The 26,396-nt window shown below is 70.9% G+C and carries 21 protein-coding genes and 1 pseudogene; 14 read left to right on the top strand and 8 right to left on the bottom strand.

Translation table 11 applies throughout. The features are described from left to right. Positions 1–6: 6 nt before the first annotated feature. Entirely contained in the window at positions 7–1,812 is a 1,806-nt protein-coding gene (locus OG985_RS06620; RefSeq protein WP_371667278.1) for an RICIN domain-containing protein, read from the top strand. 70 nt (positions 1,813–1,882) lie between these two features. Here OG985_RS06620 and OG985_RS06615 read toward each other — a convergent pair whose 3' ends face one another. From OG985_RS06615 to OG985_RS06605, 3 genes are all read right to left on the bottom strand, one after another. Beyond that, entirely contained in the window at positions 1,883–2,584 is a 702-nt protein-coding gene (locus OG985_RS06615; protein WP_371667276.1) for a response regulator, read from the bottom strand. Positions 2,585–2,743: 159 nt separating this feature from the next. Then, positions 2,744–3,448, bottom strand: a complete 705-nt coding sequence (locus OG985_RS06610) for a CBS domain-containing protein (protein ID WP_371667275.1) — start codon at positions 3,446–3,448, stop codon at positions 2,744–2,746. A gap of 32 nt (positions 3,449–3,480) precedes the next feature. Continuing rightward, entirely contained in the window at positions 3,481–3,951 is a 471-nt protein-coding gene (locus tag OG985_RS06605; protein ID WP_371667274.1) for a cyclic nucleotide-binding domain-containing protein, read from the bottom strand. 379 nt (positions 3,952–4,330) lie between these two features. Here OG985_RS06605 and pflB point away from each other — a divergent pair, with 379 nt between their 5' ends. Then, positions 4,331–6,589 (top strand): formate C-acetyltransferase, encoded by a 2,259-nt coding sequence (gene pflB / locus OG985_RS06600; RefSeq protein ID WP_371667273.1) that lies wholly within the window; start codon positions 4,331–4,333, stop codon positions 6,587–6,589. Between the two features lie 5 nt (positions 6,590–6,594). Next, positions 6,595–7,323, top strand: a complete 729-nt coding sequence (pflA, locus tag OG985_RS06595; RefSeq protein ID WP_371667272.1) for a pyruvate formate-lyase-activating protein — start codon at positions 6,595–6,597, stop codon at positions 7,321–7,323. On the opposite strand, the gene OG985_RS06590 is transcribed toward pflA, so the two are convergent. Continuing rightward, a complete protein-coding gene (locus OG985_RS06590; protein ID WP_371674278.1) occupies positions 7,317–9,026 on the bottom strand; it encodes a SulP family inorganic anion transporter in 1,710 nt (569 codons plus the stop codon). The genes pflA and OG985_RS06590 overlap by 7 nt on opposite strands. A 229-nt stretch (positions 9,027–9,255) precedes the next feature. Between OG985_RS06590 and OG985_RS06585 the strand changes: the two genes are divergently transcribed. From OG985_RS06585 to OG985_RS06570, 4 genes are all read left to right on the top strand, one after another. After that, positions 9,256–9,885, top strand: coding sequence for a hypothetical protein (locus OG985_RS06585; protein WP_371667271.1), 630 nt, complete (start codon positions 9,256–9,258; stop codon positions 9,883–9,885). A 152-nt stretch (positions 9,886–10,037) separates the two neighbouring features. Further along, on the top strand, positions 10,038–10,943 hold the full coding sequence (locus OG985_RS06580) for a universal stress protein (RefSeq protein ID WP_371667270.1): 906 nt from the start codon (positions 10,038–10,040) through the stop codon (positions 10,941–10,943). Between the two features lie 24 nt (positions 10,944–10,967). Next, positions 10,968–11,990: a zinc-dependent alcohol dehydrogenase gene (locus OG985_RS06575; RefSeq protein ID WP_371667269.1), complete on the top strand. Its 1,023-nt coding sequence runs from the start codon at positions 10,968–10,970 to the stop codon at positions 11,988–11,990. Positions 11,991–11,995: 5 nt separating this feature from the next. After that, positions 11,996–12,868, top strand: a complete 873-nt coding sequence (locus tag OG985_RS06570; protein ID WP_371667268.1) for a universal stress protein — start codon at positions 11,996–11,998, stop codon at positions 12,866–12,868. 17 nt (positions 12,869–12,885) lie between these two features. Here the strand turns inward: OG985_RS06570 and ppk2 are convergent, their stop codons facing one another. Next, the gene (ppk2, locus tag OG985_RS06565; RefSeq protein ID WP_371667267.1) at positions 12,886–13,689 is read right to left on the bottom strand and encodes a polyphosphate kinase 2; all 804 of its coding nucleotides are present in this window, start codon (positions 13,687–13,689) and stop codon (positions 12,886–12,888) included. Positions 13,690–13,742: 53 nt separating this feature from the next. Here ppk2 and OG985_RS06560 point away from each other — a divergent pair, with 53 nt between their 5' ends. The 5 genes from OG985_RS06560 (at position 13,743) to OG985_RS06540 (ending at position 21,271) form a co-directional block, all read left to right on the top strand. After that, complete coding sequence (locus OG985_RS06560) at positions 13,743–16,124, top strand: phosphoketolase (RefSeq protein WP_371667266.1); 2,382 nt, start codon at positions 13,743–13,745, stop codon at positions 16,122–16,124. Between the two features lie 32 nt (positions 16,125–16,156). Continuing rightward, positions 16,157–17,170: a type I glyceraldehyde-3-phosphate dehydrogenase gene (gene gap, locus OG985_RS06555; RefSeq protein ID WP_371667265.1), complete on the top strand. Its 1,014-nt coding sequence runs from the start codon at positions 16,157–16,159 to the stop codon at positions 17,168–17,170. Between the two features lie 142 nt (positions 17,171–17,312). Further along, on the top strand, positions 17,313–20,006 hold the full coding sequence (locus OG985_RS06550) for a GNAT family N-acetyltransferase (RefSeq protein ID WP_371667264.1): 2,694 nt from the start codon (positions 17,313–17,315) through the stop codon (positions 20,004–20,006). Between the two features lie 13 nt (positions 20,007–20,019). Continuing rightward, positions 20,020–20,757, top strand: coding sequence for a CBS domain-containing protein (locus OG985_RS06545; RefSeq protein WP_371667263.1), 738 nt, complete (start codon positions 20,020–20,022; stop codon positions 20,755–20,757). Between the two features lie 16 nt (positions 20,758–20,773). Then, the gene (locus tag OG985_RS06540) at positions 20,774–21,271 is read left to right on the top strand and encodes a flavodoxin domain-containing protein (protein ID WP_371667262.1); all 498 of its coding nucleotides are present in this window, start codon (positions 20,774–20,776) and stop codon (positions 21,269–21,271) included. A gap of 100 nt (positions 21,272–21,371) precedes the next feature. Here OG985_RS06540 and OG985_RS06535 read toward each other — a convergent pair whose 3' ends face one another. Next, on the bottom strand, positions 21,372–22,058 hold the full coding sequence (locus OG985_RS06535) for a universal stress protein (RefSeq protein WP_371667261.1): 687 nt from the start codon (positions 22,056–22,058) through the stop codon (positions 21,372–21,374). A 361-nt stretch (positions 22,059–22,419) separates the two neighbouring features. On the opposite strand from OG985_RS06535, the gene OG985_RS06530 reads away from it, so the two are divergent. Further along, positions 22,420–23,490 carry a zinc-dependent alcohol dehydrogenase family protein gene (locus OG985_RS06530; protein ID WP_371667260.1) on the top strand — a complete coding sequence of 357 codons (1,071 nt, stop codon included), beginning with the start codon at positions 22,420–22,422 and terminating at the stop codon, positions 23,488–23,490. Between the two features lie 69 nt (positions 23,491–23,559). Next, positions 23,560–24,000, top strand: a complete 441-nt coding sequence (locus tag OG985_RS06525) for a pyridoxamine 5'-phosphate oxidase family protein (protein WP_371667259.1) — start codon at positions 23,560–23,562, stop codon at positions 23,998–24,000. A 31-nt stretch (positions 24,001–24,031) separates the two neighbouring features. Here the strand turns inward: OG985_RS06525 and OG985_RS06520 are convergent, their stop codons facing one another. Together OG985_RS06520 and OG985_RS06515 are read right to left on the bottom strand one after the other, a co-directional pair. Then, a complete protein-coding gene (locus OG985_RS06520) occupies positions 24,032–24,493 on the bottom strand; it encodes a pyridoxamine 5'-phosphate oxidase family protein (RefSeq protein ID WP_371667258.1) in 462 nt (153 codons plus the stop codon). 287 nt (positions 24,494–24,780) lie between these two features. Beyond that, positions 24,781–26,351, bottom strand: a pseudogene (locus OG985_RS06515) (oleate hydratase). Positions 26,352–26,396 lie beyond the last annotated feature (45 nt).

Raw genomic sequence — 26,396 nt, 5'->3', positions numbered from 1 at the left:
GGGGCCATGCAGAGAAGAAGGCTTGGACGAGCTTTCGGAACCTTCGCGGCGACATCCGCGATCCTCGCGATACCCATGGTCAGCGCCCAGGCGTACGACCCGACCGGCGGGACCATGTACCAGCTCGGCAGCGACCCGTGCCTGAAGGGGCGGGGCAACTGCGCGGTCTACCCGAAGTCGGCGGAGCTGCCGAGCGGACGTCTGGTGGCGTCGTTCGAGAAGTCCACCGTCGTGACGGCGACCGGGAGCGCCGACAGGCAGACCCTCCCGGTCTACAAGAGCGACGACCACGGAACCACCTGGCAGGCGCTGTCGGAGGTCAAGGCTCCGGCGTACCTGTCCAGCGACCCCCAGTACGCCAAGTACACGAGCAACTGGACCAACCCCTACCTCTACACGCTTCCGCAGGACGTCGGGAACCTGAAGCAGGGCACGCTCCTCCTCGCCGGCGTCGTGTCGGGCGACGACTACTACTACAAGGAGCACAAGGCGGCCGACCCCAACTGGACGCCGACCAACGACGGCGACCGCAAGGACCTGGCGATCGCCCTGTACTCCAGCACCGACGAAGGTGCGACGTGGAAGGTCGTCAACGTGATCGCGACGGGCGGCTGGCAGGGTGGCAGCGCGGGCGCGGTCGGCCAGAACATCGCGGCCGCGAACACCAACAGCCAGGTGGACCCCATCTGGGAGCCGTACCTGATGGTCTACAAGGGCCAACTCGTCTGCTACTACTCCGACGAGAACGACTACACCGGCTTCAACGCGACCACCGGTGTCCCGACCCTGGACCCCGCCAACGACACCGCCACGGACTCGCACGGCCAGATCCTCGCCCACAAGACCTGGGACGGCGCCGCCGCCGCGTGGAGCGCACCCGTCGTCGACGTCGCCGGACTCACCCAGAACATGGGCGGCGGCAAGACGGAGATCGGCGGCGGCCGGCCGGGCATGGCCAACGTCGTCCGGACGACCGACGGCAAGTGGCTGCTGACCTTCGAGTACTGGGGCGGCGGAGTCAACACCAAGTACGTCCTCGCCGACAACCCGCTGAAGTTCTACACCGGCTCTCCCACCGGCACGGGCGTCACCACCCTGCCGCTCGACTCCGGTTCCCACCCCCTCGCGACGAACGGCAGTCCGGTCCTCATCAGGCTGCCCGGCGGGCGCCTGGTCTACAACGCGGCCGGCAGCGGCAACGTCTGGGTCAACGACAGCGGGCGCAGCGACGGCGCGTGGAAGGAGTACCAGACCACCTCGCAGGCCGGCTACAGCCGCAACCTGCAGTACGTCGAGGCCACCGGCCGCATCGCGATCCTCAACAACCAGGGCACCTCCACGATCGCCTACGCCGAGGTCGACCTCGGCCACTCGAACGGCGCCTACCACCAGCTGGTCAACCGCAAGACCGACCAGGTGATCGGCACCGGGAACAAGACCAACGACGCGAACATCGGCAACGGGGACGTTCCCGACGTCCGGCTCGAGGCACCGGGCTCGGCGGCCAACGCGGACACCCAGTACTGGCACCTGACGACCGAGCCGAACGGCGGCGTGAGCCTGCTGAACAAGTCGGGCGGCCGCGCGGCGGCCATCTGGACCGGGACCGCCACGGTGGGCCAGAAGATCGGCCAGTGGGTCGACAACAGCGACACCGGCAGCTGGAACCTCGTCAAGACCAGCGACGGGTTCTACAAGCTGCAGTCGGTCAAGAACACGAGCCTGTACGTGACCGGTGCCTCCGCCGGGGCACAACTGACCCTGCAGAACGTACTCACGGATGGTTCGCAGGACTGGGAACTCGTCCAGTAGCACCTGAGGCCGCTACCGCGACAGGCCCCGCGCGGCGGCCCACCGCGCCATCCCGGTGGGCCGTCCGTCGTCACCTGGTCCGGTGTTCACCCGTCTCCGGATGCTCCAGGTGGGAGGCGAGGACCGCGGCCTGGACCCGGCGCTGCACACCCAGCTTGGCCAGAAGCCGGGAGATGTGGTTCTTGACGGTCTTCTCCGACAGGTAGAGCTTCTTGCCGATCTCGCGGTTGGTCAGACCGTCGCCGATCAGGGCCAGGATGTCCCTCTCCCGTGGTGACAGGCTCGCCAGCTCGGACGGCACGGCCGGGTTGTCCGCGGGGTCGGCCCGCAGGGAGCGCATGAGGCGGGCCGTGGTGGCGGGATCCAGCATGGACTGGCCCGAGGCCACCGTGCGTACCGCTGATACCAGATCCGATCCCTTGATCTGCTTGAGGACGTAGCCGGCGGCGCCGGCCATGATCGCGTCGAGCAGGGCGTCCTCGTCGTCGAACGAGGTCAGCATCAGACAGGCCAGCTCCGGCATCTGGCTGCGCAGCTCACGGCAGACGGAGATGCCGTCGCCGTCGGGCAGCCGTACGTCGAGGACGGCGACGTCGGGACGCAGTGCGGGGCCCCGGGCGAGCGCCTGGCCGACGGTGCCGGCGTCACCGATCACCGAGATGTCCGGCTCGCCGTCGAGCAGGTCGGCCAGACCGCGGCGGACGACCTCGTGATCGTCCAGCAGGAACACCCGGATCGGGTTCTGCTCGGTGAAGCTGCGCGCCTCTGGCATGGTGACCTCGTTCCCCGGTGGAGGACAGGCCGCGGGCTGTCCATGACATCGATCATCACGTGTCCGGGCCGAATGTACTAGGGCCGACCGGCCCACCCACTCGGAGAAACCGGCCCGACAGGCTCGACGTGCGGGGACGGCCACCCGGTCTCGGCGGGTTCACGCGGAGTCGGCCCTGTCGGTGTCGCCCGCGGGCACGTCCTTCGGCAGGGCCGGCTCGCTGTGGCGCGTGAGGTCGAAGTCCACGTCCACGACCCCCTCGACCGCGCGGACCAGGCGTGCCGCCACCGGGATCAGGGAGGTGTCCCGGACCTGGCCCACGAGCTTCACCACCCCGTCCCGCACGTCCACGCGCACGTTGGAGTTCGGGGTGGGGAAGAGGTACGACACGACTTCGCGCCGTGCTTCCTCGGCGATCTCCTCATCGGTGCGGAGGAAGACCTTGAGCAGGTCGGCACGGCTGACGATGCCTTCGAGCAGGCCCACGGCGTCGACCACGGGAAGTCGCTTGACCCTCGCCCGGGCCATGGTCCGGGCGGCTTGGGCCAGCGTGGTGTCCGGGCGGACGGTGAGGGCGGGGGAGCTCATGAGCTCCTCCGCGGTGACCGCGCCGGCCTTCGCCAGGTCGGACAGGCGGCGCAGTTGCGTGTACCGGTCCGGGTCGCTGTCGCGGAACTCCTCCTTGGGCAGGAGATCCGCCTCGGAGACGACACCGACCACACGGCCCTCGCCCTCGATGACGGGCAGAGCGCTGATCTTCCCGTCGTGCATCAGCTGCACGATCTCCTTGAAGGTCGCCCGGCGACCGACGGCGGCGACCGTATGGGTCATGACATCGCTGACGATGTGCGGGGTGCCGTGCATGATCACTCCTCTGTCACTTGTCGCGACCGGGGTCAGACGACGCTGTCGGCGCCGTACGGGGCGTACAGGTCCAGCAGGCGGGTCCTGGCCGAGCGGAGACGGTGGGCGAGTACCTCACCGACCCACCGGGCGATGTCGTTGCCGAGGGCCGCGTCGTCCTGGCACATGGACCGGACGGCCGTGGCGTCGAACTCGTAGGCCCTCACCGGCGTGGCCGCCTCGGCGCCCAGGTGCCAGACGTGCGGGGTGAAAAGCCAGGACCAGCCGACCAGTTCGTTGTGCCCGAGGTTCTCGATGACAGCCGCCCGACGGCCCGGCACACGCATGTCGAGCTCGACCCTGCCGGTGCGGATGATCCAGAAGCGGTCTGCGCGTCCACCTTCGTCGAACAGACGTGTGCCCTGAGGGATGGATACCTCCCGGGCGACGTGCAGCAGCCGCCGGCGGTGTTCGGCGGACAGCGCGCGCAGCATGCCGGGGCTGGGAGTGAGGGCAGCGTTCATGGCGTACCTCCGGGGCGAGGTGAGGACTTCCACGTCCAGCGTGTGCCGGGCCTCGCAGGACGGGCCATGGGCCATCCGGTGCATCGCTCGGGCCGGTCGGTCCCGAAGCAGAAGGTGGGCCTGCGCCCTGCACGACACCCTGCCCGGTCTACGAGGACTACAGGACACCCGCTCAGCGGCCCCTTCTCGACGCGCCCCCGCCGAGCTGCGTCGCAGGGGCTCCCGGCCGGCTGACGGGCCGGTCCGGGAGCGGCTGGGCCGTCCGGCCCCGAGGGCCGGGGCCGGACGGCCCGCCCGTGGGCGCTGTCCGGCACTCCCCGTGACGATCACGGGCGACGAGCATCGAGGTGCAGGACACGAACCGAGGAGAGGAACGGCGATGACCGCAACCGTGACAGTGGGTGACCGTGTCACCGTGGCCTGGCGAGGCTTCGCCGGGACGCGCTGGCGCGAGCTGATCGACGTCCGCGACTTCATCCAGGCCAACTACACCCCCTATCAGGGTGACGCGTCCTTCCTGACCGGTCCCACGGACCGCACCCGTGCCGTCTGGGAGAAGGTCAGCTCACTGTTCCCCGAGGAGCGGGCGCGCGGCATCCTCGACGTGGACGCCGCGACGCCGTCGACGATCACCTCGCACGCCCCCGGCTGGATCGACCGCGACCGCGAACTGATCGTCGGGCTGCAGACCGACGCCCCGCTGAAGCGCGCGATCATGCCCAACGGCGGTCTGCGCATGGTGGAGAGCGGCCTGAAGGCGTACGGCTATGAGCCCGACCAGTTCGTGACCAAGGTTTTCGGGACCTACCGCAAGACCCACAACGACGGCGTCTTCGACGCGTACACGGCCGCTATGCGGACCGCACGCAAGGTCGGCATCATCACCGGTCTGCCCGACGCCTACGGCCGTGGCCGGATCATCGGTGACTACCGACGCGTCGCCCTGTACGGCACCGACCGGCTGACCGAGGCCAAGCGCGTCGAAAAAGCCCTGCTGGACGGCCGGCCGTCCACCGAGCACGTCATCCGTGACCGTGAGGAGCTCGCCGAGCAGATCAGGGCACTGGGCGAGCTGACCCGCATGGCGGCGACCTACGGCTGCGACGTCTCGCGTCCCGCGGTCACCGCGCACGAGGCGGTGCAGTGGCTCTACCTCGGCTACCTCGCCGCGGTGAAGGAGCAGAACGGCGCCGCGATGTCGCTGGGCCGCACCTCGACCTTCCTCGACGTCTACCTCCAGCGGGACCTGGACGAGGGGTTCGTCGACGAGACGCGCGCCCAGGAACTGATCGACGACTTCGTGATCAAGTTGCGGATCGTCCGGTTCCTGCGCACCCCCGAGTACGACGTCCTCTTCTCCGGCGATCCCACCTGGGTCACCGAATCGATCGGAGGCGTCGGCGACGACGGCCGCCCGCTGGTCACCCGTACCTCCTTCCGCTTCCTGCAGACCCTCTACAACCTCGGCCCCGCCCCCGAGCCGAACCTGACCGTGCTGTGGTCGCCCCGGCTGTCGGCCGGTTTCAAGGAGTTCTGTGCCCAGGTGTCGATCGACACCAGCGCCGTCCAGTACGAGTCCGACGACTTGATCCGGCCCCGCAACGGCGACGACACCGCGATCGCCTGCTGTGTCTCCGCCATGGCGGTGGGCAAGGAAATGCAGTTCTTCGGGGCCCGGGTGAACCTCGCGAAGGCGCTGCTCTACGCCGTCAACGGCGGCCGGGACGAGATGACCGGCGACCAGGTCACTCCCGCGAGGTCCCCTCTGACGGGCGAGTACCTGGACTACGAGGAGCTGTCGGCGGCCTATGACGGTGTCCTGGACTGGCTGGCGGGGACGTACGTCAACACGCTGAACGTCATCCACTACATGCACGACAAGTACGCCTACGAGCGCGTCGAGATGGCGTTGCACGACCACCCGGTACACCGTTTCATGGCCTGTGGCATCGCGGGGCTGTCCGTCGCGGCGGACAGTCTGTCCGCGGTGAAGTACGCCCGGGTGAAGGTCATCAGGGACGCCACCGGGCTGGCCGTCGACTTCCGGACCGAGGGCGAGTTCCCGGCGTACGGCAACAACGACGACCGAGCGGACGCTCTCGCCGTCGGCCTCGTGGAGTCCTTCATGGCGAAGGTCCGCAGGTACCCCACCTACCGGGGTGCCGAGCACACGCAGTCCGTGCTGACGATCACCTCGAACGTCGTCTACGGCAAGCACACCGGCAACACCCCCGACGGGCGCCGGTCCGGACAGCCCTTCGCCCCGGGCGCCAACCCGATGAACGGCCGTGACCGGCACGGCGTGGCCGCCTCCGCGCTGTCGGTGGCGAAGCTGCCGTACGAGCAGGCTCGCGACGGCATCTCGCTGACCACGACGATCACCCCGGAGGGACTGGGGCACGCCGCTCATGAGCGGGCGGGCCACCTGGTGGGCATTCTCGACGCCTACATGGCGGCCGGCGGCTTCCACATGAACGTCAACGTGCTCGACCGGGGCACCCTGGAGGACGCGATGGAGCACCCGGAGAAGTACCCGGACCTGACCATCCGCGTCTCGGGGTACGCCGTCAACTTCGTCCGGCTGACCCGCGAGCAGCAGCTCGACGTGATCAGCCGCACCTTCCACGGAACGCTGTGAAGGCCATGACGACCGGCCGGATCCACTCCTGGGACCTGTCCACCGGCGTGGACGGTCCCGGGACCCGGTTCGTCCTCTTCGTCAGCGGCTGCCCCCTGCGCTGCCTGTACTGCGCCAACCCCGACACCTGGCACATGCGCGACGGCCGGGAGATGACGGTGGACGAGGTGATGGCGGAGATCGAGAAGTACCGCTCCTTCATCACCACCGCCGGCGGCGGGGTGACGATCACCGGGGGAGAGCCGCTGCTCCAGCCCGCGTTCACCGGCGAGGTGCTGCGCCGCTGCAAGGAGGCCGGACTGCACACCGCCCTGGACACCTCCGGCTTCCTCGGCGCCCGTGCCACCGACGAACTCCTCGCCGACACCGACCTGGTCCTGCTGGACATCAAGTCCTTCAACCTCGGCACCTACCGGAAACTGACCGGCGGCCGCCTCGCCCCCACCCTGAACTTCGCCACCCGCCTCGACCGCCTCGGCGTTTCGATGTGGATCCGATACGTGCTGGTCCCCGGCTGGACCGACGATCCGCGCTCCGTGGACGCCCTGGCCGGTTTCGTCGCGGGACTCGGCGCGGTCGAGCGCGTCGACGTACTGCCCTTCCACAAGCTCGGCGCCCCGAAGTACGAGGCTCTCGGCATCCCCTTCCCGCTGCGCGACACCCCGGTTCCCGACCCGGTCCTGACCGACAGCGTCCGCGAACGCTTCAGGGAGCAGGGCGTGCCCGCCTACTGACGTCCCAGCCACGCGCGGTACGCGGCCACGGCCGTCGGCAGCGTCGGAAAGATTCGCTCCCTGCCGACCGAGTCCACCAGCCCGTACGCCTCCAGGTCCGCCAGCAGTTCCTGCTTCACGCGGGCGAGGCAGAACACGACGTCCCGGCCGACCAGTTCGCGGCGCAGTTCCTCGACCGCGTCGAGGGCGGTGATGTCGACCTCGACATTGGCCTCGGTGTTGAGGACGAACCAGCGGACGGGCTCGGTCTGCTCGCCGACGGCGGCCAGGGCGCGGCGCCTGAAGTTCTCCGCGTTGGCGAAGAACAGCGGGGAGTCGTAGCGGTACACGAGCAGACCGGGGATCGTGCGGGCCCGCGGGTAGTCGTCGATGTCGTGCATGCCGGCCACGCCCGGGACCAGGCCCTCGACCGCGTCGTGCGGGCGGGCCACCCGGGTCAGCAGCTCGGCCACCGACAGCCCGACGGCCACGATCACCCCGTACAGGATGTCCAGTGCGAGCACTCCGGCGAGGCAGCCGAGGGCCAGGAGCAGTTCCCGGCGGCGGAAGGACGCCAGCCGGCGGAAGCCCGCGAGGTCGATCATGCGGACCGCCGCGTAGACGACGAGCGCACCGAGCACGGCGGAGGGGGTGCGCGTCAGCAGGGGGCTGAGGAAGAGCAGTACGGCGAGCACCACCGCCCCCGCGACCAGGGAGTACGCCTGGCTGCGGGCGCCTGCCGAGGAGGCAAGCGCGGTGCGGCTGGCGCTGCTGCTCACCGGGAAGCCGTGCAGCACCCCGGCACCGAGGTTCGCCGCCCCCAGAGCGAGGAACTCCTGGTTGGCGTCGAGCCCGGGACCGTCGTCGTGGCCGGTGAACGCCCGCGCGGTGAGGATGAAGTCGGTGTACGCGACGAGCAGCACGCCGAGCGCGGGGAGCACGAGACGCGGCAGCTCGCTCAGGTCCGGGACGGCGAGGCTCGGCAGTCCGGACGGCACCTCGCCGATCACCTTGAGCCCGTACCGGCCGTCGAGGTCGAAGGCCACGACGGCGGCGGTGCCCAGGACGACGGCGACCAGGGGGCCGGGTACGGCCCGGACGTAGCGGGCCATCAGGAGGAGGAACACCAGGGTGATGGCAGAGAAGACCACGGTGGCCGGGTGCGCGTCTGTCAGGTGGCTGACGAAGAACCACAGTTGAGGGAAGAAGTCCGTACCGGTCGTCGGGACCCCGGTGAGTTTTGGCAGCTGATCCACCATCATGATGCAGGCCACGCCCGCCAGGTAGCCGATCAGGACGGGCCGGGAGAGCAGGTCGGCGAGGAAGCCCAGCCGTACCGCCCGGGCGACCAGGCAGAGCAGTCCGACCGTGACCGCGAGGGCCGCCGCCAGTGCCGCGTAGCGCCCGGCGTCTCCGGCGGCGAGCGGGGCGACCACGGTGGCCGTCATGAGGGCGGTGGTGGACTCGGGGCCGACCGACAGCAGTCGCGAGGAGCCGAACAGGGCGTACGTCGCGAGGGCCGGGAGGATCGCCCACAGGCCTGCGACCGGTGGCAGCCCCGCCACTCCCGCGTACGCCATGACCTGCGGCACGAGGTACGCGGCCACGGTCACACCGGCGAGCAGGTCACCCGTGAGCCACGAGCGCCGGTAGCCGAGGAGCGAGACGAGACCGGGCACCACACGGTGCCACCCTTCGACGCCTCTGCCCGAGCCCTGGGACATCTGCCGCCTTCCGTCGTCCGACCTCATGATCCACCGGTGTGCGACCCGGCGCGAGAGGCACGGCGGGGGCCCGCGCGTCCGATGTGTCACACCGAGCCCAACGGCCCGCGAACACAGGGCCGTTCGGCCCAGCGGTCACGGACCTTCGGCATCCGGCACCGCCCGGCGCGTGGGGCCAGAGTGAGTGACGTCAGGCAACGACCCGACCCCCTCGAAGGGAATCACGACCATGGCCGTGCACGAGCACCCTCGCCGGAGCTCCGGCTTCCCCCTGCCGTCGCTGCGCAGGAGCCGGACCGCCTCCACTCCCGAGTCCGCCGTGTCGGAACACGCCGGCCTGAGCACCTGGCGGGCTTATGCCTTCGCGTCCCTGCGCCTGACCACCGGGTTCGTCTTCCTGTGGGCCTTCCTCGACAAGACCTTCGGCTTCGGCTACGCCACCCCCTCCGGCAACGGCTGGATCGACGGTGGCTCGCCGACGAAGGGCTTCCTCGGCTCGGTCGCCGTCGGGCCGATGGAGTCCACCTTCCACTCCTGGGCCGGCGACCCGTGGGCGAACTGGCTGTTCATGCTCGGCCTGCTCGGCATCGGCCTCGCCCTGGTCGCCGGGGTCGCGCTGCGCTTCGCCGCCGTCGCGGGCACCGCGATGATGGCGCTGATGTGGATCGCCGAGTGGCCGCCCGCCAAGCACCTCTCGGACGGCTCGGCGAGCATGTCGACGAACCCGTTCGTCGACTACCACCTGATCTACGCCGTCGCCCTGATCGCCCTGGCCGCGGCCGCCGCCGGCGACACCCTGGGCGCTGGTCGGATGTGGGCCAAGCTGCCGTTCGTCCGTGACCACAGCTGGCTGCGCTGAGTACCCGCGGCGCGGTGGGCCTCGCACCCGGCCCGCCGCGCCGAGCCGTGCGGGGGGTCGGTCGGCCCCGGTTCGGGACCAGTGGCCCCTGCACGAGGAACGTCCCGAAGACGACGCTGGAATCAGATCCCTCGCCCCAGGAGGTGGAGATCATGCTCCGCACCATCATCGTAGGTCTCGACGGCTCGCGTGAGAGCCGGGCCGCCGCGGAGTGGGCGGCCCGCGAGGCCGAGCTGCGCGGCCTGCCACTGAAGATCGTCCATGTCTGGGAGCCGGTTCCGGAGCCGATGGCTCAGGCGCCTCTTCTGGGAGCCGAGACCCAGCAGCACTGGATCGATCGCGTTCCTCGGGAAGCCGCCGAGGGCATCGGTCTCCGTCACCCGGGCGTCGAGGTGATCAGCGAGCAGCTCTCCGGACACCCGGGTGACGTCCTTGCCGAGGCGGCGAAGAGCGCCGAACTGCTCGTCCTGGGCTCGCGCGGCCTCGGCGGGATCGGCGGGTTCATGGTCGGCTCCGTGGGCCTGTCCGCCGTCGCGCACGCGGACCGCCCCGTGGTGCTGGTCCGCGCGCTGGAGGCGGCCGCCGACGAGCACGAGATGGACCCGGCGGGGATTCCGTCCGCGGCGACGCCGTTCCGGCCCGTGGCGCTCGGACTGGACATCGAGCACCCGGACGACACGCTGATCGAGTTCGCCTTCGACGCCGCCGAGCGCCGCGCGACATCCCTGCGGGTCGTCCACGGCTGGAACCCACCGCCCTACTACGCGTACGGCACGCCCGCCAACCCCGCCCTGCACGAGGCACTGGCCCTCGCCGACGCCGAAGCCCTGGCCGAGGTGCTGCGGCCGTGGCGGACGAAGTACCCGGACGTCGACGTCGTCGAGGAGTCCCGCTACGGCAGCGCGGCCGTCCACGTGGTGGACGCCTCGCGTGGGGCCTCCCTCGTCGTCGTGGGCCGGCGCATCCGCCGCAGCCCGTTCGGCGCCCACATCGGGCACGTCACGCACGCGGTCCTGCACCACTCCGCCGCCCCCGTCGCCGTCGTCCCCCACAGCTGACCCGTCCCTGAGGAGAAGAAACCCATGAAGGCAGCGGTCGTACGAGCGTTCGGCGAACCCCTCGTCATCGAGGAGCGTCCCGACCCGGAGCCCGGCCCCGGCCAGGTCCGCGTCCGGGTGGAGGCGTCCGGACTGTGCCACACCGACATCCACGCGGCGCACGGCGACTGGCCGGTCAAGCCGAACCCGCCGTTCGTCCCCGGGCACGAGGGCGTCGGCCTGGTGGAGGCGCTCGGCGAGGGCGTCACCCACCTGTCCGTCGGGCAGCGCGTCGCCGTGCCCTGGCTCGGCAGGGCCTGCGGGCGGTGCGAGCACTGTTTGTCCGGCTGGGAGACCCTGTGCGAGCAGCAGGTCAACACCGGCTACGGCTGCGACGGCGGATACGCCGAGAAGATGCTGGCCTGGGCCGACTTCGCGCAGCGCGTGCCCGACGGGATCACCGCCCTGGACGCCGCCCCGCTGACCTGCGCGGGCGTGACGACGTACAAGGCGCTGAAGGTCGCCGACGTCAAGCCCACCCAACTGGTCGCGGTCTCCGGCATCGGCGGCCTCGGCCACCTCGCCGTGCAGTACGCGAAGATCGCCGGTGCCACCGTCGCCGCGATCGACGTCACCGACGAGAAGCTCGAACTCGCCGCCGAACTCGGCGCGGACCTCCTCATCGACGCTCGCAAGGACAACGTCGGCGAGGTGCTCAAGCAGCACGGCGGAGCCCACGCCGCCATCGCGCTCGCGGTGAACGACGCGGCCTTCGAGGCCGTCAACTCCGGGCTGCGACGCGGCGGCAAGCTGGTCATGGTGGCCCTGCCGGCACACGGCACGGTCCGCGTGCCCATCTTCGACACCGTGCTCAACGGCACCTCCGTGATCGGCTCGATCGTCGGCACCCGGCAGGACCTCGCCGAGGTCTTCCAGCTGCACGCGGCCGGCCGCACCAAAGTCATCTACGAGGCCCGCCCCCTCGTCTCCGTCAACGACTCCATCGACGAGGTGCTGCGCGGTGAGGTCAAGGCCCGGATCGTCTTCGACATGGGCGCGGGGCGGTGAGGACGATGGACCTTCCGATCGTGGTCGGCGTGGACGGCTCCGAGCCGAGCCTGCGGGCCGCCGACTGGGCGGCCGACGAGGCCGCCCTGCGCGGCGCCCCGCTGCGCCTGGTGTACGCCTCGCTCTGGGAACGGTACGAGGGCGAGTCCCTCGCGGCCGACTTCGGCAAGCCGGCCGAGCAGGTCACGGCCGAGGACATCGTGCGGACCGCCGCACAGCGGCTCCGCCTGCGTCGGCCCGACGTCGACGTCTCCACCGACGTGCTGCCCGAGGAACCCGAGTACGCCCTCGTCCGGGAGGGACGCAACGCCTCCGCGCTGGTGCTCGGCACCCGCGGTCGCAGCGGCCTCCTGGAGGTGCTGCTCGGGTCGGTCGGCCTGACCGTCGCCGCTCACGCGGACTGCCCGGTGATCGTGCTGCGCGGCGGCGACGACAACCAGGGCCGGGCCACAGCCCACGGCCGCGTCGTCGTGGGTGTCGGCGAGACCGGGCCGGGCTCCGCCGCACTTCGCTTCGCCGTCCAGGAGGCGAGGCTGCGCCGGGCGACCCTGGACGCCGTACGCGCCTGGCGATGCCCCGCGCACGAGACCACCGACCACCCCCTGCTCGTCGGGGAACCCGCCAGACTGCACGAACAGCAGGCCGTCGAGGCCCTGGAGCAGGCGCTGAAGGACGCGCCCGCGGATGTGGAACTACGCGGTCGCACAGAGGAGGGCCCCGCCCGCAGGGTGCTCCTGGCCGCCTCCCACGAGGCCGACCTCCTGGTGGTCGGCGCCCGGCGCGACCAGGGGCACCTCGGGCTTCAGCTGGGGCGCGTCGCCCACGCGGTGCTGCACCACGCCGCCTGCGCCGTCGCCGTCGTACCCGAGCGGGTGTGACAGTGGTGGCCGGCTCCTCAGAGATTCGCCGCGTGGTCGGGGACGTAGGTCTGCAGATCGCGCGAGGTGCGCACGTAGCCGGTCGACTCCGGTCGCTTCGGAAGCTCGAGGACGGCCGGGGGCACATCACGGTAGGGCACGGAGTCCAGCAGATGGGCGATCATGTTCAGCCGTGCCCGGCGCTTGTCGTCGCTCTCGACCACGTACCAGGGCGCCTCGGAGATGTCGGTGTGCACCATCATCTCGTCCTTGGCCCGGGAGTACGCCTCCCAGCGGGTGATCGACTCGAGGTCCATCGGGGACAGCTTCCAGCGCCGCAGTGGATCATCGAGGCGGCGCCGGAAGCGCTCCTGCTGCTCGGTGTCGCTCACCGAGAACCAGTACTTGCGCAGCAGGATGCCGTCCTCGACCAGCATGCGCTCGAAGATCGGGCACTGGCGCAGGAAGAGCTGGTGCTCCTCCTTCGTGCAGAAGTCCATCACGTGCTCGACCCCGGCCCGGTTGTACCAGGACCGGTCGAACAGCACGATCTCCCCGGCCGCCGGCAGGTTCTCGACGTACCGCTGGAAGTACCACTGCGTACGCTCGCGCTCGGTCGGCTTGGGGAGCGCCGTGATCGTGGCCACCCGCGGGTTGAGGTGTTCGGCGACCCGTTTGATCGTGCCGCCCTTGCCCGCCGCGTCCCGTCCCTCGAAGACGACCACCAGCCGGGTGCCCGACGCCCGCACCCATTCCTGCAGCTTCACCAACTCGGTCTGCAGGCGCAGCAGTTCCTTCTCGTACGCCTTGCGCGGCAGTGTCGCCGCCTTCTTGCCGGCCATGCCGCCTCCACCGCCCGATGACCTCTACGCCGACGACTTCCGGAGTCTCACTCATGTCCAAGGTCGAACACCAGGACGCCACCGTACTTTCCGACGAGGAACTGCGCACCCTGGACGCGCACTGGCGCGCCGCCAACTATCTCACCGCCGGCCAGATCTACCTGATGTCCAATCCGTTGCTCACCGAGCCCCTGCGCCCCGAGCACATCAAGCCCAGGCTGCTCGGCCACTGGGGCACCTCGCCCGGCCTCAACCTGGTCCACACCCACCTCAACCGGGTGATCAAGGCCAGGGGGCTGGACGCGCTGTGCGTGTGGGGGCCTGGGCACGGGGGTCCGGCGATCCTGGCCAACTCGTGGCTGGAGGGCAGCTACAGCCAGACCTATCCGGACGTGTCGCGGGACGGGGAGGGCATGGCGCGGCTGTTCCGGCAGTTCTCCTTCCCGGGCGGTGTGCCCAGTCACGTCGCCCCGGAGACGCCCGGCTCGATCCACGAGGGCGGCGAGCTCGGCTACTCGCTGGCCCACGCCTACGGAGCCGCGTTCGACCACCCCGACCTGCTGGTCGCCTGCGTGATCGGCGACGGTGAGGCGGAGACCGGCCCGCTGGCCGCCGCCTGGCACTCCAACAAGTTCCTCGATCCGGTCCACGACGGCGCGGTGCTGCCGATCCTGCACCTCAACGGCTACAAGATCGCCAACCCGACGGTGCTCTCCCGCCTTCCGGAGGCCGAACTCGACCAGCTGCTGCGCGGCTACGGGCACGAGCCGATCCACGTCACCGGAGACGACCCCGCCCGGGTGCACCGGGCGATGGCGGCGGCGATGGACACGGCGCTGGACCGCATCGCCGTGATGCAGCGGACCGCCCGCGAGAACGGCGTCACCGAGCGCGTGCACTGGCCCGTGATCGTGCTGCGTACGCCCAAGGGCTGGACCGGGCCCGCCGAGGTGGACGGCGAGCCCGTCGAGGGCACCTGGCGCGCCCACCAGGTGCCGCTCGCGGGCGTTCGCGAAAACCCCGACCACCTCCGCCAGTTGGAGGCGTGGCTGCGCTCGTACCGGCCCCGGGAGCTCTTCGGCTCCGACGGCCGGCCCGTCGCGGACGTCCTCGCCTGCGTCCCCGACGGCACCAAGCGGCTGGGCGCGAGCCCCTACGCCAACGGCGGACTGCTCGTCCGGGACCTCCCTCTCGCCCCGCTCGACGACTTCGCGGTGCCCGTCGACAAGCCCGGCACGACCCTGCACGAGCCCACCCGTGTGCTCGGCGACCTCCTCGCCCAGGTGATGAAGGACACCGGCGGACGCCGGGACTTCCGCCTCGTCGGACCGGACGAGACGGCCTCCAACCGGCTCCAGGCCGTCTTCGACGTCAGCGGAAAGGCCTGGCAGGCCGAACACCTGCCGGTCGACGAACACCTCGAACACCACGGCCGGGTGATGGAGATCCTCTCGGAGCACACCTGCCAGGGCTGGCTGGAGGGCTACCTGCTGACCGGCCGGCACGGGCTGTTCTCCTGCTACGAGGCGTTCGTCCACATCGTCGACTCGATGGTCAACCAGCACATCAAGTGGCTCAAGACATCCCGGGAGCTGCCGTGGCGCGCCCCCATCGCCTCCCTCAACTACCTGCTCACCTCACACGTGTGGCGTCAGGACCACAACGGCTTCTCCCACCAGGACCCCGGCTTCGTCGACCACGTCCTCAACAAGAGCCCGGACGTCGTGCGCGTCTACCTGCCGCCGGACGCCAACACCCTGCTGTCGGTGGCCGACCACGCCCTGCGCAGCCGCGACTACGTCAACGTGATCGTGGCCGGCAAGCAGCCGTCCTTCGACTGGCTGTCCATGGACGCCGCCCGCGCGCACTGCGCCCGCGGCGCCGGGATCTGGGAGTGGGCCGGCACGGAGAACGGCGGCGAGCCCGACGTCGTCCTCGCCTGCGCCGGAGACGTGCCCACCCTGGAGGTGCTGGCCGCCGCGCAGTTGCTGCGCCGACACCTGCCGGACCTCGCCGTCCGCGTGGTCAACGTGGTCGACATGACCCGGCTCCTGCCTCGGGAGGAACACCCGCACGGCATGAGCGACTTCGAGTACGACGGACTGTTCACCCAGGACAAGCCGGTGATCTTCGCCTACCACGGCTACCCCTGGCTGATCCACCGCCTCGCCTACCGCCGTACCGGGCACCGCAACCTGCACGTGCGCGGCTACAAGGAGTCGGGCACCACGACCACGCCGTTCGACATGGTCGTCCGCAACGACCTCGACCGCTACCGGCTCGTCATGGACGTCGTCGACCGGGTCCCCGGCCTCGCGGTGCGCGCCGCCGCCGTACGCCAGGAGATGGCCGACGCCCGTACCCGCCACCAGTCCTGGATCCGCGAGCACGGCACCGACCTGCCCGAAGTCGCCGACTGGACCTGGAACTCCTGAACCTCCCCACGCCCGGGAAGGAACCCACCGCCATGCCCGTACGCGTCGGCATCAACGGCTTCGGCCGCATCGGCCGCACCTATCTGCGCGCGGCCCTCGACCGGGCCGAGGAAGGGACCCAGGTCGCCCAGGTGGTCGCCGTCAACGACATCACCTCACCCGCCACCCTGGCCCACCTGCTCGAGTACGACTCGACGTTCGGGCGCATCGGACGCGACGTCCAGCACGACGACAGCTCCATCACGGTCGACGGGCGACGCATCGAGGTCACCGCCGAGCGCGACCCGGCCGCCCTGCACTGGTCCGACTACGGCGCCGGCATCGTCGTCGAGTCCACCGGCCGCTTCCGCGACCGCGACTCCGCGGCCCTGCACCTGAAGGGCGGAGCCCACACCGTGCTGTTGTCGGCCCCCGGCAGGGGTGTGGACGCCACCATCGTGATGGGCGTCAACGACAACGTCTACGACCGGCACCGCGACCGGATCGTCTCCGCCGCCTCCTGCACCACCAACTGCGTCGCCCCGATGGTCAAGGTGCTCCACGACGCCTTCGGCATCGAACGCGGCATGATGACCACCATCCACGGCTACACCAACGACCAGTCCCTGCTCGACGGCCCGCACAAGGACCTCCGCCGGGCCCGCTCGGCAGCCCTGAGCATCATCCCCACCAGCACCGGAGCCGCCCGTGCCGTGGGCCTGGTGCTGCCGGAGCTGGCCGGGGCCCTGGAGGGGATCGCGGTCCGGGTGCCCGTGGAGGACGGCTCGCTCACCGACCTGGCCGTCGTCCTTGGCCGGGAGACCACCGCGGACGAGATCAACGCCGTGTTCGAGGAGGCCGCGGAGGGCCCGCTGAACGGCATCCTGCGCGTGTCGAAGGCCCCGATCGTGTCCCGCGACGTCATCGGCGATCCCGTGTCCTGCGTCTTCGACCCGGCGCTGACCCAGGCCAACGGCACGCTGGCCAAGGTGTTCGGCTGGTACGACAACGAATGGGGATACACCAACCGCCTCCTGGACCTGACGGCGCTGGTGGCGGACGAATGACGCGCTGATCGTTCGGTGTGCCGGGGCCGGCCGGCCGCGGCGAAAGGGCCGACCGGCCCCGGGGTGGCCCCGCACAGCCCATGGGCTCCGCCGCCGCCCCGCCGGACGATCGAAGTACGGGAAGCCATGGAGGAGACCAGCGATGACGGACGACCTGCTCGACCGATCCTCGGTCCACGCCCTGCTCGCGGACGGCACCACCGTGTGCATACGACGGGTGCTGCCGAGTGACCACGACCAGCTGCGGGGGCTCTACGGGGAGATGTCGCAGGACAACCTCCGCCTGCGGTTCTTCGCGGCGAGCCGGCGCTCCGCGGCCATGGCGGCCGACCGGGCCTGCGCCTCCGCGCGCCCGGGCTACCGGGCCCTGCTGGCCGAGGCGAACGGCGCGGTGATCGGGCTGGCCGAATACGACACCGGCGGGGAGAAGGACGGCGCGGAGATCTCCATCGCCGTCGCCGACGGCCTGCACCACCGGGGCGTGGGCACCCTGCTCGTCGAGCACCTGGTCTCGGCGGCGCGGGCGGAGGGCATCACCACCTTCACCGCCGACGCGCTCAGCGAGAACCACGAGGTGCTCCGCCTGTTCGCCGACCTCGGTCTGCGCACCTCCCGCCGCTTCGAGGGGCCGGAGGTGCGCTGCACCGTCCACCTCGACCAGGACGACGCATACCTGTCGGCCGTCGAGGCCCGGGGCCGGTCCGCCGACATCGCCAGCCTGCTGCCCCTGCTGCGACCGTCCGTGGTCGCCGTGGTCGGCGCGGGACGCACGCCCGGATCAGTGGGCCGGGCCGTCCTGCACCACCTGCAGACCGGCGGCTTCACCCATCGCCTGTTCGCCGTGAACCCCTGCGTCACCTCGGTGCTCGGCGTGCCGGCCCATCCGTCCGTCGCGGAGCTGCCGAAGACGCCCGACCTGGTGATCGTGGCCGTCCCGGCCGCCGCCGTCCCGGTCGTCGCCGACGAGTGCGGAAGGGCCGGGGTACGCGCGCTCGTCGTCGTCACCGCCGGACTCGACCACGTTCAGGCGAGGACCCTGCTGACCGCATGCCGTACCTACGGCATGCGGCTGGTCGGACCCAACTGCCTCGGCGTCTCCAACACGGAAGCCGGACTGAGCCTCGACGCCACCTTCGCCGCCGAACATCCCCGCCCCGGGACGGCCGGTGTCGCCGTGCAGTCCGGCGGAGTCGGCATCGCGCTGCTCGACGGACTGTCCCGGCTGGGCATCGGCGTCTCGTCCTTCGCCTCCCTCGGCGACAAGTACGACGTCAGCGGCAATGACATGCTCCAGTGGTGGGAGAGCGACGGCCGCACCGACCTCGCCCTGCTGCACCTGGAGTCCTTCGGCAACCCGCGCGCCTTCTCCCGTACCGCCCGGCGCGTGACCCGCCGCATCCCGGTACTGACCGTCGACGCCGGCCGTACCGAGGCGGGTCGCAAGGCGGCTGCCTCGCACACAGCGGCCGCCGCCACCCGCACCATGACCCGCGGCGCACTGTTCACCCAGGCCGGCATCACCGCGACCCGCTCGGTCGGCGAACTCCTGGAAACGGCCGCCCTGTTCCACTCACAGCCGTTGCCGGAAGGCAGCCGCGTCGCGATCGTCACCAACGCGGGCGGCGCAGGAGTGCTCACCGCCGACGCCTGCGCGGAGGCGGGACTGGCGCTGCCCCCCTTCACTCCAGCGATGATCGACGAACTGCTCGGTGTGCTGCCGGACGGCGCCGCCATCGGCAATCCCGTCGACGCCACCGCCACCGTGTCCGAGGAGCAGCTCACCGAGTGCGTCGACCGCCTCACCCGGTGCCCCGGCATCGACGCTGTCGTGGTGGCTCTCGTGCCCACGGCGCTCGCCGCCGCCACCGGCGACGACCTGGCGCGGGCCCTCACCGCGGCTCCCGGACGGCGGGCGCGGCCCGTGCTCGCCGTACGTCTGGAGCAGGACCGGTCCGTACGGCTGCTCCCCGCCGCCGACGGCGCCACGATCCCCTCGTACGCCGAACCGCAGGCGGCCGCCCGCGCACTGGCCCACGCCGCCGAGCGTGCCGAATGGCTCGCCCGGCCCGCCGGCGTCGTCCCGGATCTCGACGACACCGAGACCGGGCGGGCCCGCACCGTCGTCGCGGAGTACCTGGCGGCGCATTCCGACGGCGGCTGGCTCGACCCGCGCACCTGCGCCGACCTGCTGGCCTGCTACGGCATCCCACAGACCCCCTGGGCCTGGGCGGAGACCGAGGACGACGCCGTGCTCGCCGCCTCCCGGCTGCGCGGCTTCGACGGCCGGGTGGTCATGAAGGCCCACTGGCCCGGACTCCTGCACAAGACCCAGCAGCACGCCGTCCACCTCGACCTGCGCGGTGACTCCCAGGTGCGGGCCGCGTTCCGGGACCTGGAGACCCGCTTCGCCGGACTCATGACCGGCGTGGTCGTGCAACCCCTCGCCGCCCGCGGCACCGAGCTGTTCGCGGGCGTGGCCCAGGACGAGGTCTTCGGACCGCTGGTCCTGTTCGGGCTGGGCGGCACGGCCACCGAGGTGCTCGCCGACCACGCGGCCCGCCTCGCCCCGCTCACCGACCGCGACGTGCACGAGCTGATCATCTCGCCGCGGTGGGCCCCGCTGCTGGTGGGCGCGAACGGAAACTCCCCCGTCGACCTCGAGGAACTGGAACAGCTACTGCTGCGGCTGTCCCGGATGGCGGCGGACCTGCCGCAACTGGCCGAGGCCGACCTCAACCCCGTCCTGGCGACACCGGGCGGCGTCACCGTGCTCGACGCACGGGTACGCCTGCTGCCGCGTCGCCCCCAGGACCCGTATCTGCGCCGACTGCGCTGAGGAGGGAACGACCATGAGGCACCACAAGGTCGGCTCCATGATGACTACGGACGTCGTCCGCGCCGAGCACGGCACACCGTTCAAGGAGGTGGCCCGGTTGCTGGCGACCCACCGGATCAGCGGACTGCCGGTGGTCGACGAGGACGAGAGGGTCGTCGGTGTGCTGTCCGAAACGGACCTGATGATGCACCAGGCGACCGCAGCCGACCCGTACGAGCCGAAGCGTCATGCGGGGCTCACCGCGCTGACACCAGGCGCCAGGCGTCAGGCCGCCAAAGGCACGGCCCGCACCGCCGGTGAGCTGATGACGCGGCCGCCCGTCACGGTGCACGCCGACGACACCATCGTCCAGGCCGCCCGCACCATGGCGCAGCGGCGCGTGGAACGGCTGCCCGTCCTCGACGAGGAGGACCGGCTCGTCGGGATCGTGACCCGCCGCGAGCTGCTCCAGGTCTTCCTGCGGCCCGACAAGGAGATCCGCGACGTGGTGATCGAGGAAGTCCTGGTGCGCGCTCTGTGGTTGCCGCCGGGCAGCGTCGAGGTCTCCGTGGCGGAGGGCGTCGTCACCCTCACCGGCCACATGGAACGCAAGAGCGAGACGGAGATCGCCCTCGCCATGACCCGTCGGATCGACGGGGTGGTCGAGGTGATCGGCAAGCTCACCTACCGGCTGGACGACGCTCACCTGCGCACCGAGCAACAGGGGCAGGCGATGCACGGCGTGGCCGACGACTGGCTGCGCCGAATGTGAGAGGAGGCGGACCGCCATGACCGACACCGTGTTGGTCGCCTACGGAACGACGAACGGATCCACCGCGGAGATCGCCGAAGCCGTCGCTGACGTCCTGCGCAAGGACGGGCTGACGGTCGAGTCGCGCCCGGCCCAATCCGTGACGAATGTGGCCCGGTACGACGCCGTCGTGGTCGGCGGCGGGCTCTACGGGGGGCGCTGGCACAAGGACGCGCGGCGGTTCGTCCGCCGGCACCGCGCCGTGCTCGCGGAGCGTCCGGTGTGGTTGTTCAGCAGCGGACCGCTCGACGCCTCGGCCTCCGAGCGGGACATCCCGCCCGTGCGCGGCGTGCGGCGGGCCGTGATCCGACTGGATGCCCGGGAGCACGTCACCTTCGGAGGATGCCTGGAGGAAGGCGCCAGGGGGCGAGTGGCCGGGATGATCCTCCGCTCCGGGAAGGGCGGCGACTTCCGGGACTTCGGTGTGATCCAGGCATGGGCGCACGGCATCGCCGACGAGTTGACGCACGCGTAGGAGGCCGACGCACGCGGAGGAGAGCGAGAGGAGTCGTTCGGCTCATGCAGGTCGGCCCCGATGCCCGGCGCGAACCCGGCATCGGGGCCGACTCGTGGAGTCATCGGGCCGGCACCACGGCAACCGGGCAGGTCGCGGCGCGCAGGAGGGCCCGGGCGACGCTGCCGCACTCCGCACCGGGCTGCCGGCCCACCACGACCAGTTCGGCGCTCTCGCAGCGGTGCAGGAGCGCTTGATCCGGCGTGAGGAGGACGACGTCCTCGAGCACCGGCACCTCCCGGTACTTCTCGCGCCACGGACGCAGCACGTCGGCCAGGCACTGCACCTCGTGGTCCTCCCAGGTCGCACGCTCCGTCTCGGGCAGGGCGAAGGGCCACTCGGCGGCACAGGAAGAGAGCGACCAGGAGTGCACGACGTGCAGGAGCGCACCTCGTACCCGGGCGCTGGCGAAGGCGAAGTCGATCGCGGCGCCAGAGGGGGCTCGGGCGTCCACTCCGAGGACGACCCTGCCGGAACGGTGAGTGGATGCGGGTCCGTCCGGAACGAGCACCAGCGGACAGTCCCAAGCCCGGACGGCCACCGGCGAACGGGAGCCGAGAGGGGGGCCTGTGGCGTCCGCCTCGTCAGGGATGTTGCCCACGACCATGGCCACCCGGCTCGGGTCCGGCGCCGAGCCGGGGACCGCACACAGCGGCAGACCGTGCAGTCGGGCCTCCCGCTCGGCCCAGTCGACCGCGGAACGGCCGTGCGACGACGGGTCGGTACAGACAAGGATCACTCGTTCCATCGCGGTAGGCCTCTCCGGCGCAGCGGGACACGCACCTTCGCGGCTTCAGCCTGTCGTGCACCCTCCCTCAGGGGGAGGGGCCGAACGGCCCGCGGAGCCGGGCATCGGAAGCGAGCCGCGCGCACCACAGCACGCCCGGCCCGGCGGCCAGTGGGTCCATGCGCGCCGCGAGCGTGGGCACCGCCAGGAGACGATCTCGCCCTGCGGGCCGATGACGGTCGCGCCACCGACAGTGTGTGGGGCCCGTTGCGGCCCGTCCGGCAGCCGATGGGGCCGGACGGCCCAAGCGGGTCGGGTGGTTACGGAACAAGCTGGAGGTGCGGGGCGATCGGCAATCCGACACACATTGGTGAGGAGCGTCATGAAAGGCTTCGTCTTCCACGGCCCCGGGCAGTCCGCCTGGGAGGAGGTCCCGGACCCTGCCGTCAAGGAGTCCACCGACGCCATCGTGCGGGTCGGCGCCGTCACCATCTGCGGCACGGACCTGCACATACTCAAAGGCGACGTGCCCGAGGTGAGTCCGGGCACGGTCCTGGGCCACGAGGCCGTCGGCGAGATCGTGGAGGTCGGCAGCGACGTCCGGACCGTACGTCCGGGCGACCGCGTGCTGGTCTCCTGCATCAGCGCCTGCGGCCGCTGCCGCTACTGCCGCGAGAGCAGCTACGGCCAGTGCCGGGGCGGCGGAGGCTGGATCCTGGGGCACCTGATCGACGGGACCCAGGCCGAGTACGTCCGCGTCCCCTATGCCGACCTGTCCGTGCACGCCCTGCCCAGCGCGGTGGAGAGCAAGGACGCCGTCCTGCTCGCGGACATCTTCCCGACCGCCTACGAGGTGGGCGTGCTCAACGGGCACGTGCGCCCGGGCGACACCGTCGCCATCGTGGGGGCCGGCCCCATCGGCCTCGCGGCGATCGCGACGGCGCGCCTGTTCGCGCCCGAGCGCATCGTCGCCGTCGACCTGGCCGCGTCCCGTCTGGAGGCCGCCAAACGGTTCGGAGCCGACGCCGTGGCACACGCAGGCGAGGACCCCGAGCAGCTGATCGCCGATCTCACCGACGGACTCGGCGCGGACGTGGTCATCGAGGCGGTCGGCGTGCCGGAGAGCTTCGAACTGTGCACCCGCGTGGTGCGGCCCGGCGGGCATGTGGCCAACGTCGGCGTGCACGGCAAGCCCGCGACCCTGCACCTCGAAGACCTGTGGATCAAGAACGTGACCATCACGACCGGTCTGGTGGACACCCACTCCACGCCCACCCTGCTCCGCATGGCCGCCGCGGGCCGACTGCCCACCGGGCAACTGGTCACCCACACCTTCCCGCTGGAGAAGATGGAGGAGGCGTACGACGTCTTCGCCCGGGCCGCGGACACCGGAGCCCTCAAGGTGGTGCTCGGCGGCCGGCCGCACGAGGAGGTCGCCGTCCGGGCGGCCTGAGGAGAGGGGCACTCCCAGGCGGCCGGGGACCGGCCACACCGCTTTGTCAGGTGAGAGACGGGAAGGCAGATGTACGCCAACGACGGATTCCGTGAACTCGACCGGCAGGAGTGTCTGCGCCTGCTCGCCAAGGTGCCTGTGGGGCGCGTCGTGTACACCCGGCGGGCACTGCCCGCCGTCCTGCCGGTCAACTTCTGTCTCGACCACGACGCCGCGGTGCTGGTGCGCACCTCGGCCTCCTCCGAACTGGTGCACGCGATCGACGGAGCGGTGGTCGCCTTCGAGGCCGACGAGGTCGACGTCACCACCCACTCCGGCTGGAGTGTCGTGGTCACGGGAGCGGCCACCGCGGTGACCGACCCGGCCGAGCACGCACGGCTGCTGCGGAACGGACCGCGTCCCTGGGTGCCGGCGCCTCAAGAGGTGTTCGTGCGCATCGCCCCGGAACTGATCACCGGACGCGCACTCGTCGGCGGACACACCCTGTACGGCGTGCGCCTGCCTCACTGAACTCCGGCGGGTGCCGCACGAACGACGCCGTTCAGGCCGACGAGGCCGGATCGTGGGGCGTGAGGCGAACCCCGGTGATCAGGTCGGGGCTGATGCGGACGGCCTGATCCATCCTCTCCGACACCCAGGGACGCAACAGAGCCCGATAGCGGGCCAGTTCGTCCGGGTCGGTCACCAGCCGCGCATAGCCCGTGACGACGACGCTCCACCCGAGATGGGTGTCGGGGTCGATGTCGTCGGCCTCGTAGGCGACCACGGCCCCCTCGCCCCCGGTCTGGCGGGTGTACCGGGTCAGCGCGGCGTCACCGTGGGTGCGGATGACGATGTCACCGTCGACCAGGACGTGGTTGACGGGCCGGACGGTCGGCAGGGCGTGCCGGGTGAAGACGATTCGCCCCAGGGAGACGCTGCCCAGGAGCCGTAGCGCCTCGACGCCGTCCAACTCGGCACTCCGGTGTGTTTCCGGGACGTTCGATCGGTCGTCGTCGACCATGGCTGCTGTCCGTATCGTTTCGTCACTCACGGTTCTCTGTCTTCCGCCGTGGCCGTGGTCCTGACCGCGCCATTCGAACCGCGTGGAAGTCTCTCGCACCAGGGCCGTTCGGCCGGGCCGGCGTCCGGTGGTCCCTGCCTGCGCGGCTGACGGCGCGGCGATGCGAACGGAGCGACACCGCGGGGGATCGGTGCCGCTCCTGTCTTCACTGTCTCTCGGACCGCTGTGTGCCCACAGGTGCGACGGTCCCCGATCGTGGGCCGGACGTCCCCCGGTCGTCCGGTGACCTACCGGCGGTGCATGGTTTCTAGAGCGGCGGCCAGCACGTGGGGATCATGGTGGCCCTTGTGGACGTCCGGCGGCTGGCTGTCCAGCCTCAGGAGCTGCGCCACCGCCGGCCAGGCGGTTCGTACGGAGTACTCGACGGTGAAGACGACGTCGTCGGGCACCTCGGCGAACTGCCCGATGAAGGCGAGGTTGACGACCCCCTCCGGGACCACCCGGGGCCGGTCGCCGCGGCGACGGACCAGGAACTGGCTGGTGATGTACGGCATCACGCAGGGCACGACGGTGGACGTCTCCAGGACCCCGGCCGCGGTCCGTTCGCCGAACGGAAGGTGGTGCAGGATTTCTTCGAGGATCTCGCGGCCGGTGCACATCGTCATCGGCTTGGGTGTGTGGTTGCCGGCGCGGCCGGGGAACAGGCCGTAGCCCCACCAGACGGAGACGTCCTCGGGCTGGTCGCGGTAGACGGGCTGGCGGTTGGCGACGATGGTGAGCTGCCAGTTGGAGTCGGTGAAGGTCATCAGGCCGCCCTTGCTGGCGGGACGGCCGCTGAACTCCTCGAGTGCCTTCAGGAAGGAGGGGTCCCTCGCGGTGACTGTGAACGACTCCCAGCGGGACTCCTTGACGTGCTTGTCGAAGGCGGCCGGGTCGCCGAAGTTCCCGCGTCCGCGGGCCAGCCGGTGCCACAGCAGCCAGGCGTCGGAGCGGTGCGGGGCGGGTAGGGGCGCGGAGGTGTGCGAGCCGAGGCTGGAGGCGTCGGTCATGGAGCCGTTGGTGACCAGGACCAGGTCCTCGGGCGCGATGGTGATCTTCTCGTCGTGGCCCTTCCGGCTCAGGTAGAGGGTTTTGACCGTCCCGCTGCGGATGCCCGGTGTGAACCCGAGGTCGGTGACACCGCAGCCGGTGTGTACGGTGACTCCCCGCTCGCGCAGCCAGGAGGTCAGCGGTCGCACGATGGAGTCGTACTGGTTGTAGCGGGTCCGGTGGATGCCCGACATGGTGGCGAACTCGGAGAACAGGTGGATGAAGAGCCTGAGGTAGCGGCGGAACTCGATCGCGCTGTGCCAGGGCTGGAAGGCGAAGGTGGTGCACCACATGAACCAGAAGTTGGTGGTGAAGAAGTGTTCGCCGAAGCAGTCGGTGATTCGCTTGCCGTCCAGGTGCCCTTCGGGGGTGGCGAGACAGCGCACCAGTTCCAGTCGATCACGCTCGGAGAAACCCATGGAGGCCGTGTCGACGATCTTGCCGTTCCCGTCGACGAGACGGGCGATGTCGTCCCAGGCGAAGTCCTCGTGTCCGGCCAGGATCTCCTCGGTCACGGAGACGGCGGGGTCGTCGAGAGTGGGGATGCCGGACAACAGGTCGTACGTGCAGCGGAACTCGGCCTCGAGCATCCGCCCGCCGCGCATGGTGTAGCCGGTGTCCGGTGTGCCGCCCGCGTCCAGACTGCCGCCGACGGTCCGCTGTTCCTCGAAGAGGTGGATGTCGGATCCTCGAAGCCGCCTTCGCGGATCAGGAACGTCGCCGCGGCGAGTGCCGCGATGCCGCTGCCCACCAGATATGCCTTCGCCATCACACAACTCCTCGTGCTCGCCCGTAGGTCGGGAACCGCGCATCC

The organism is Streptomyces sp. NBC_00289 (assembly GCF_041435115.1).
Taxonomy (GTDB): domain Bacteria; phylum Actinomycetota; class Actinomycetes; order Streptomycetales; family Streptomycetaceae; genus Streptomyces.
The sequence above is the reverse complement of the archived record's forward strand: the minus strand, read 5'-3'. Positions and strand labels throughout refer to the sequence as shown.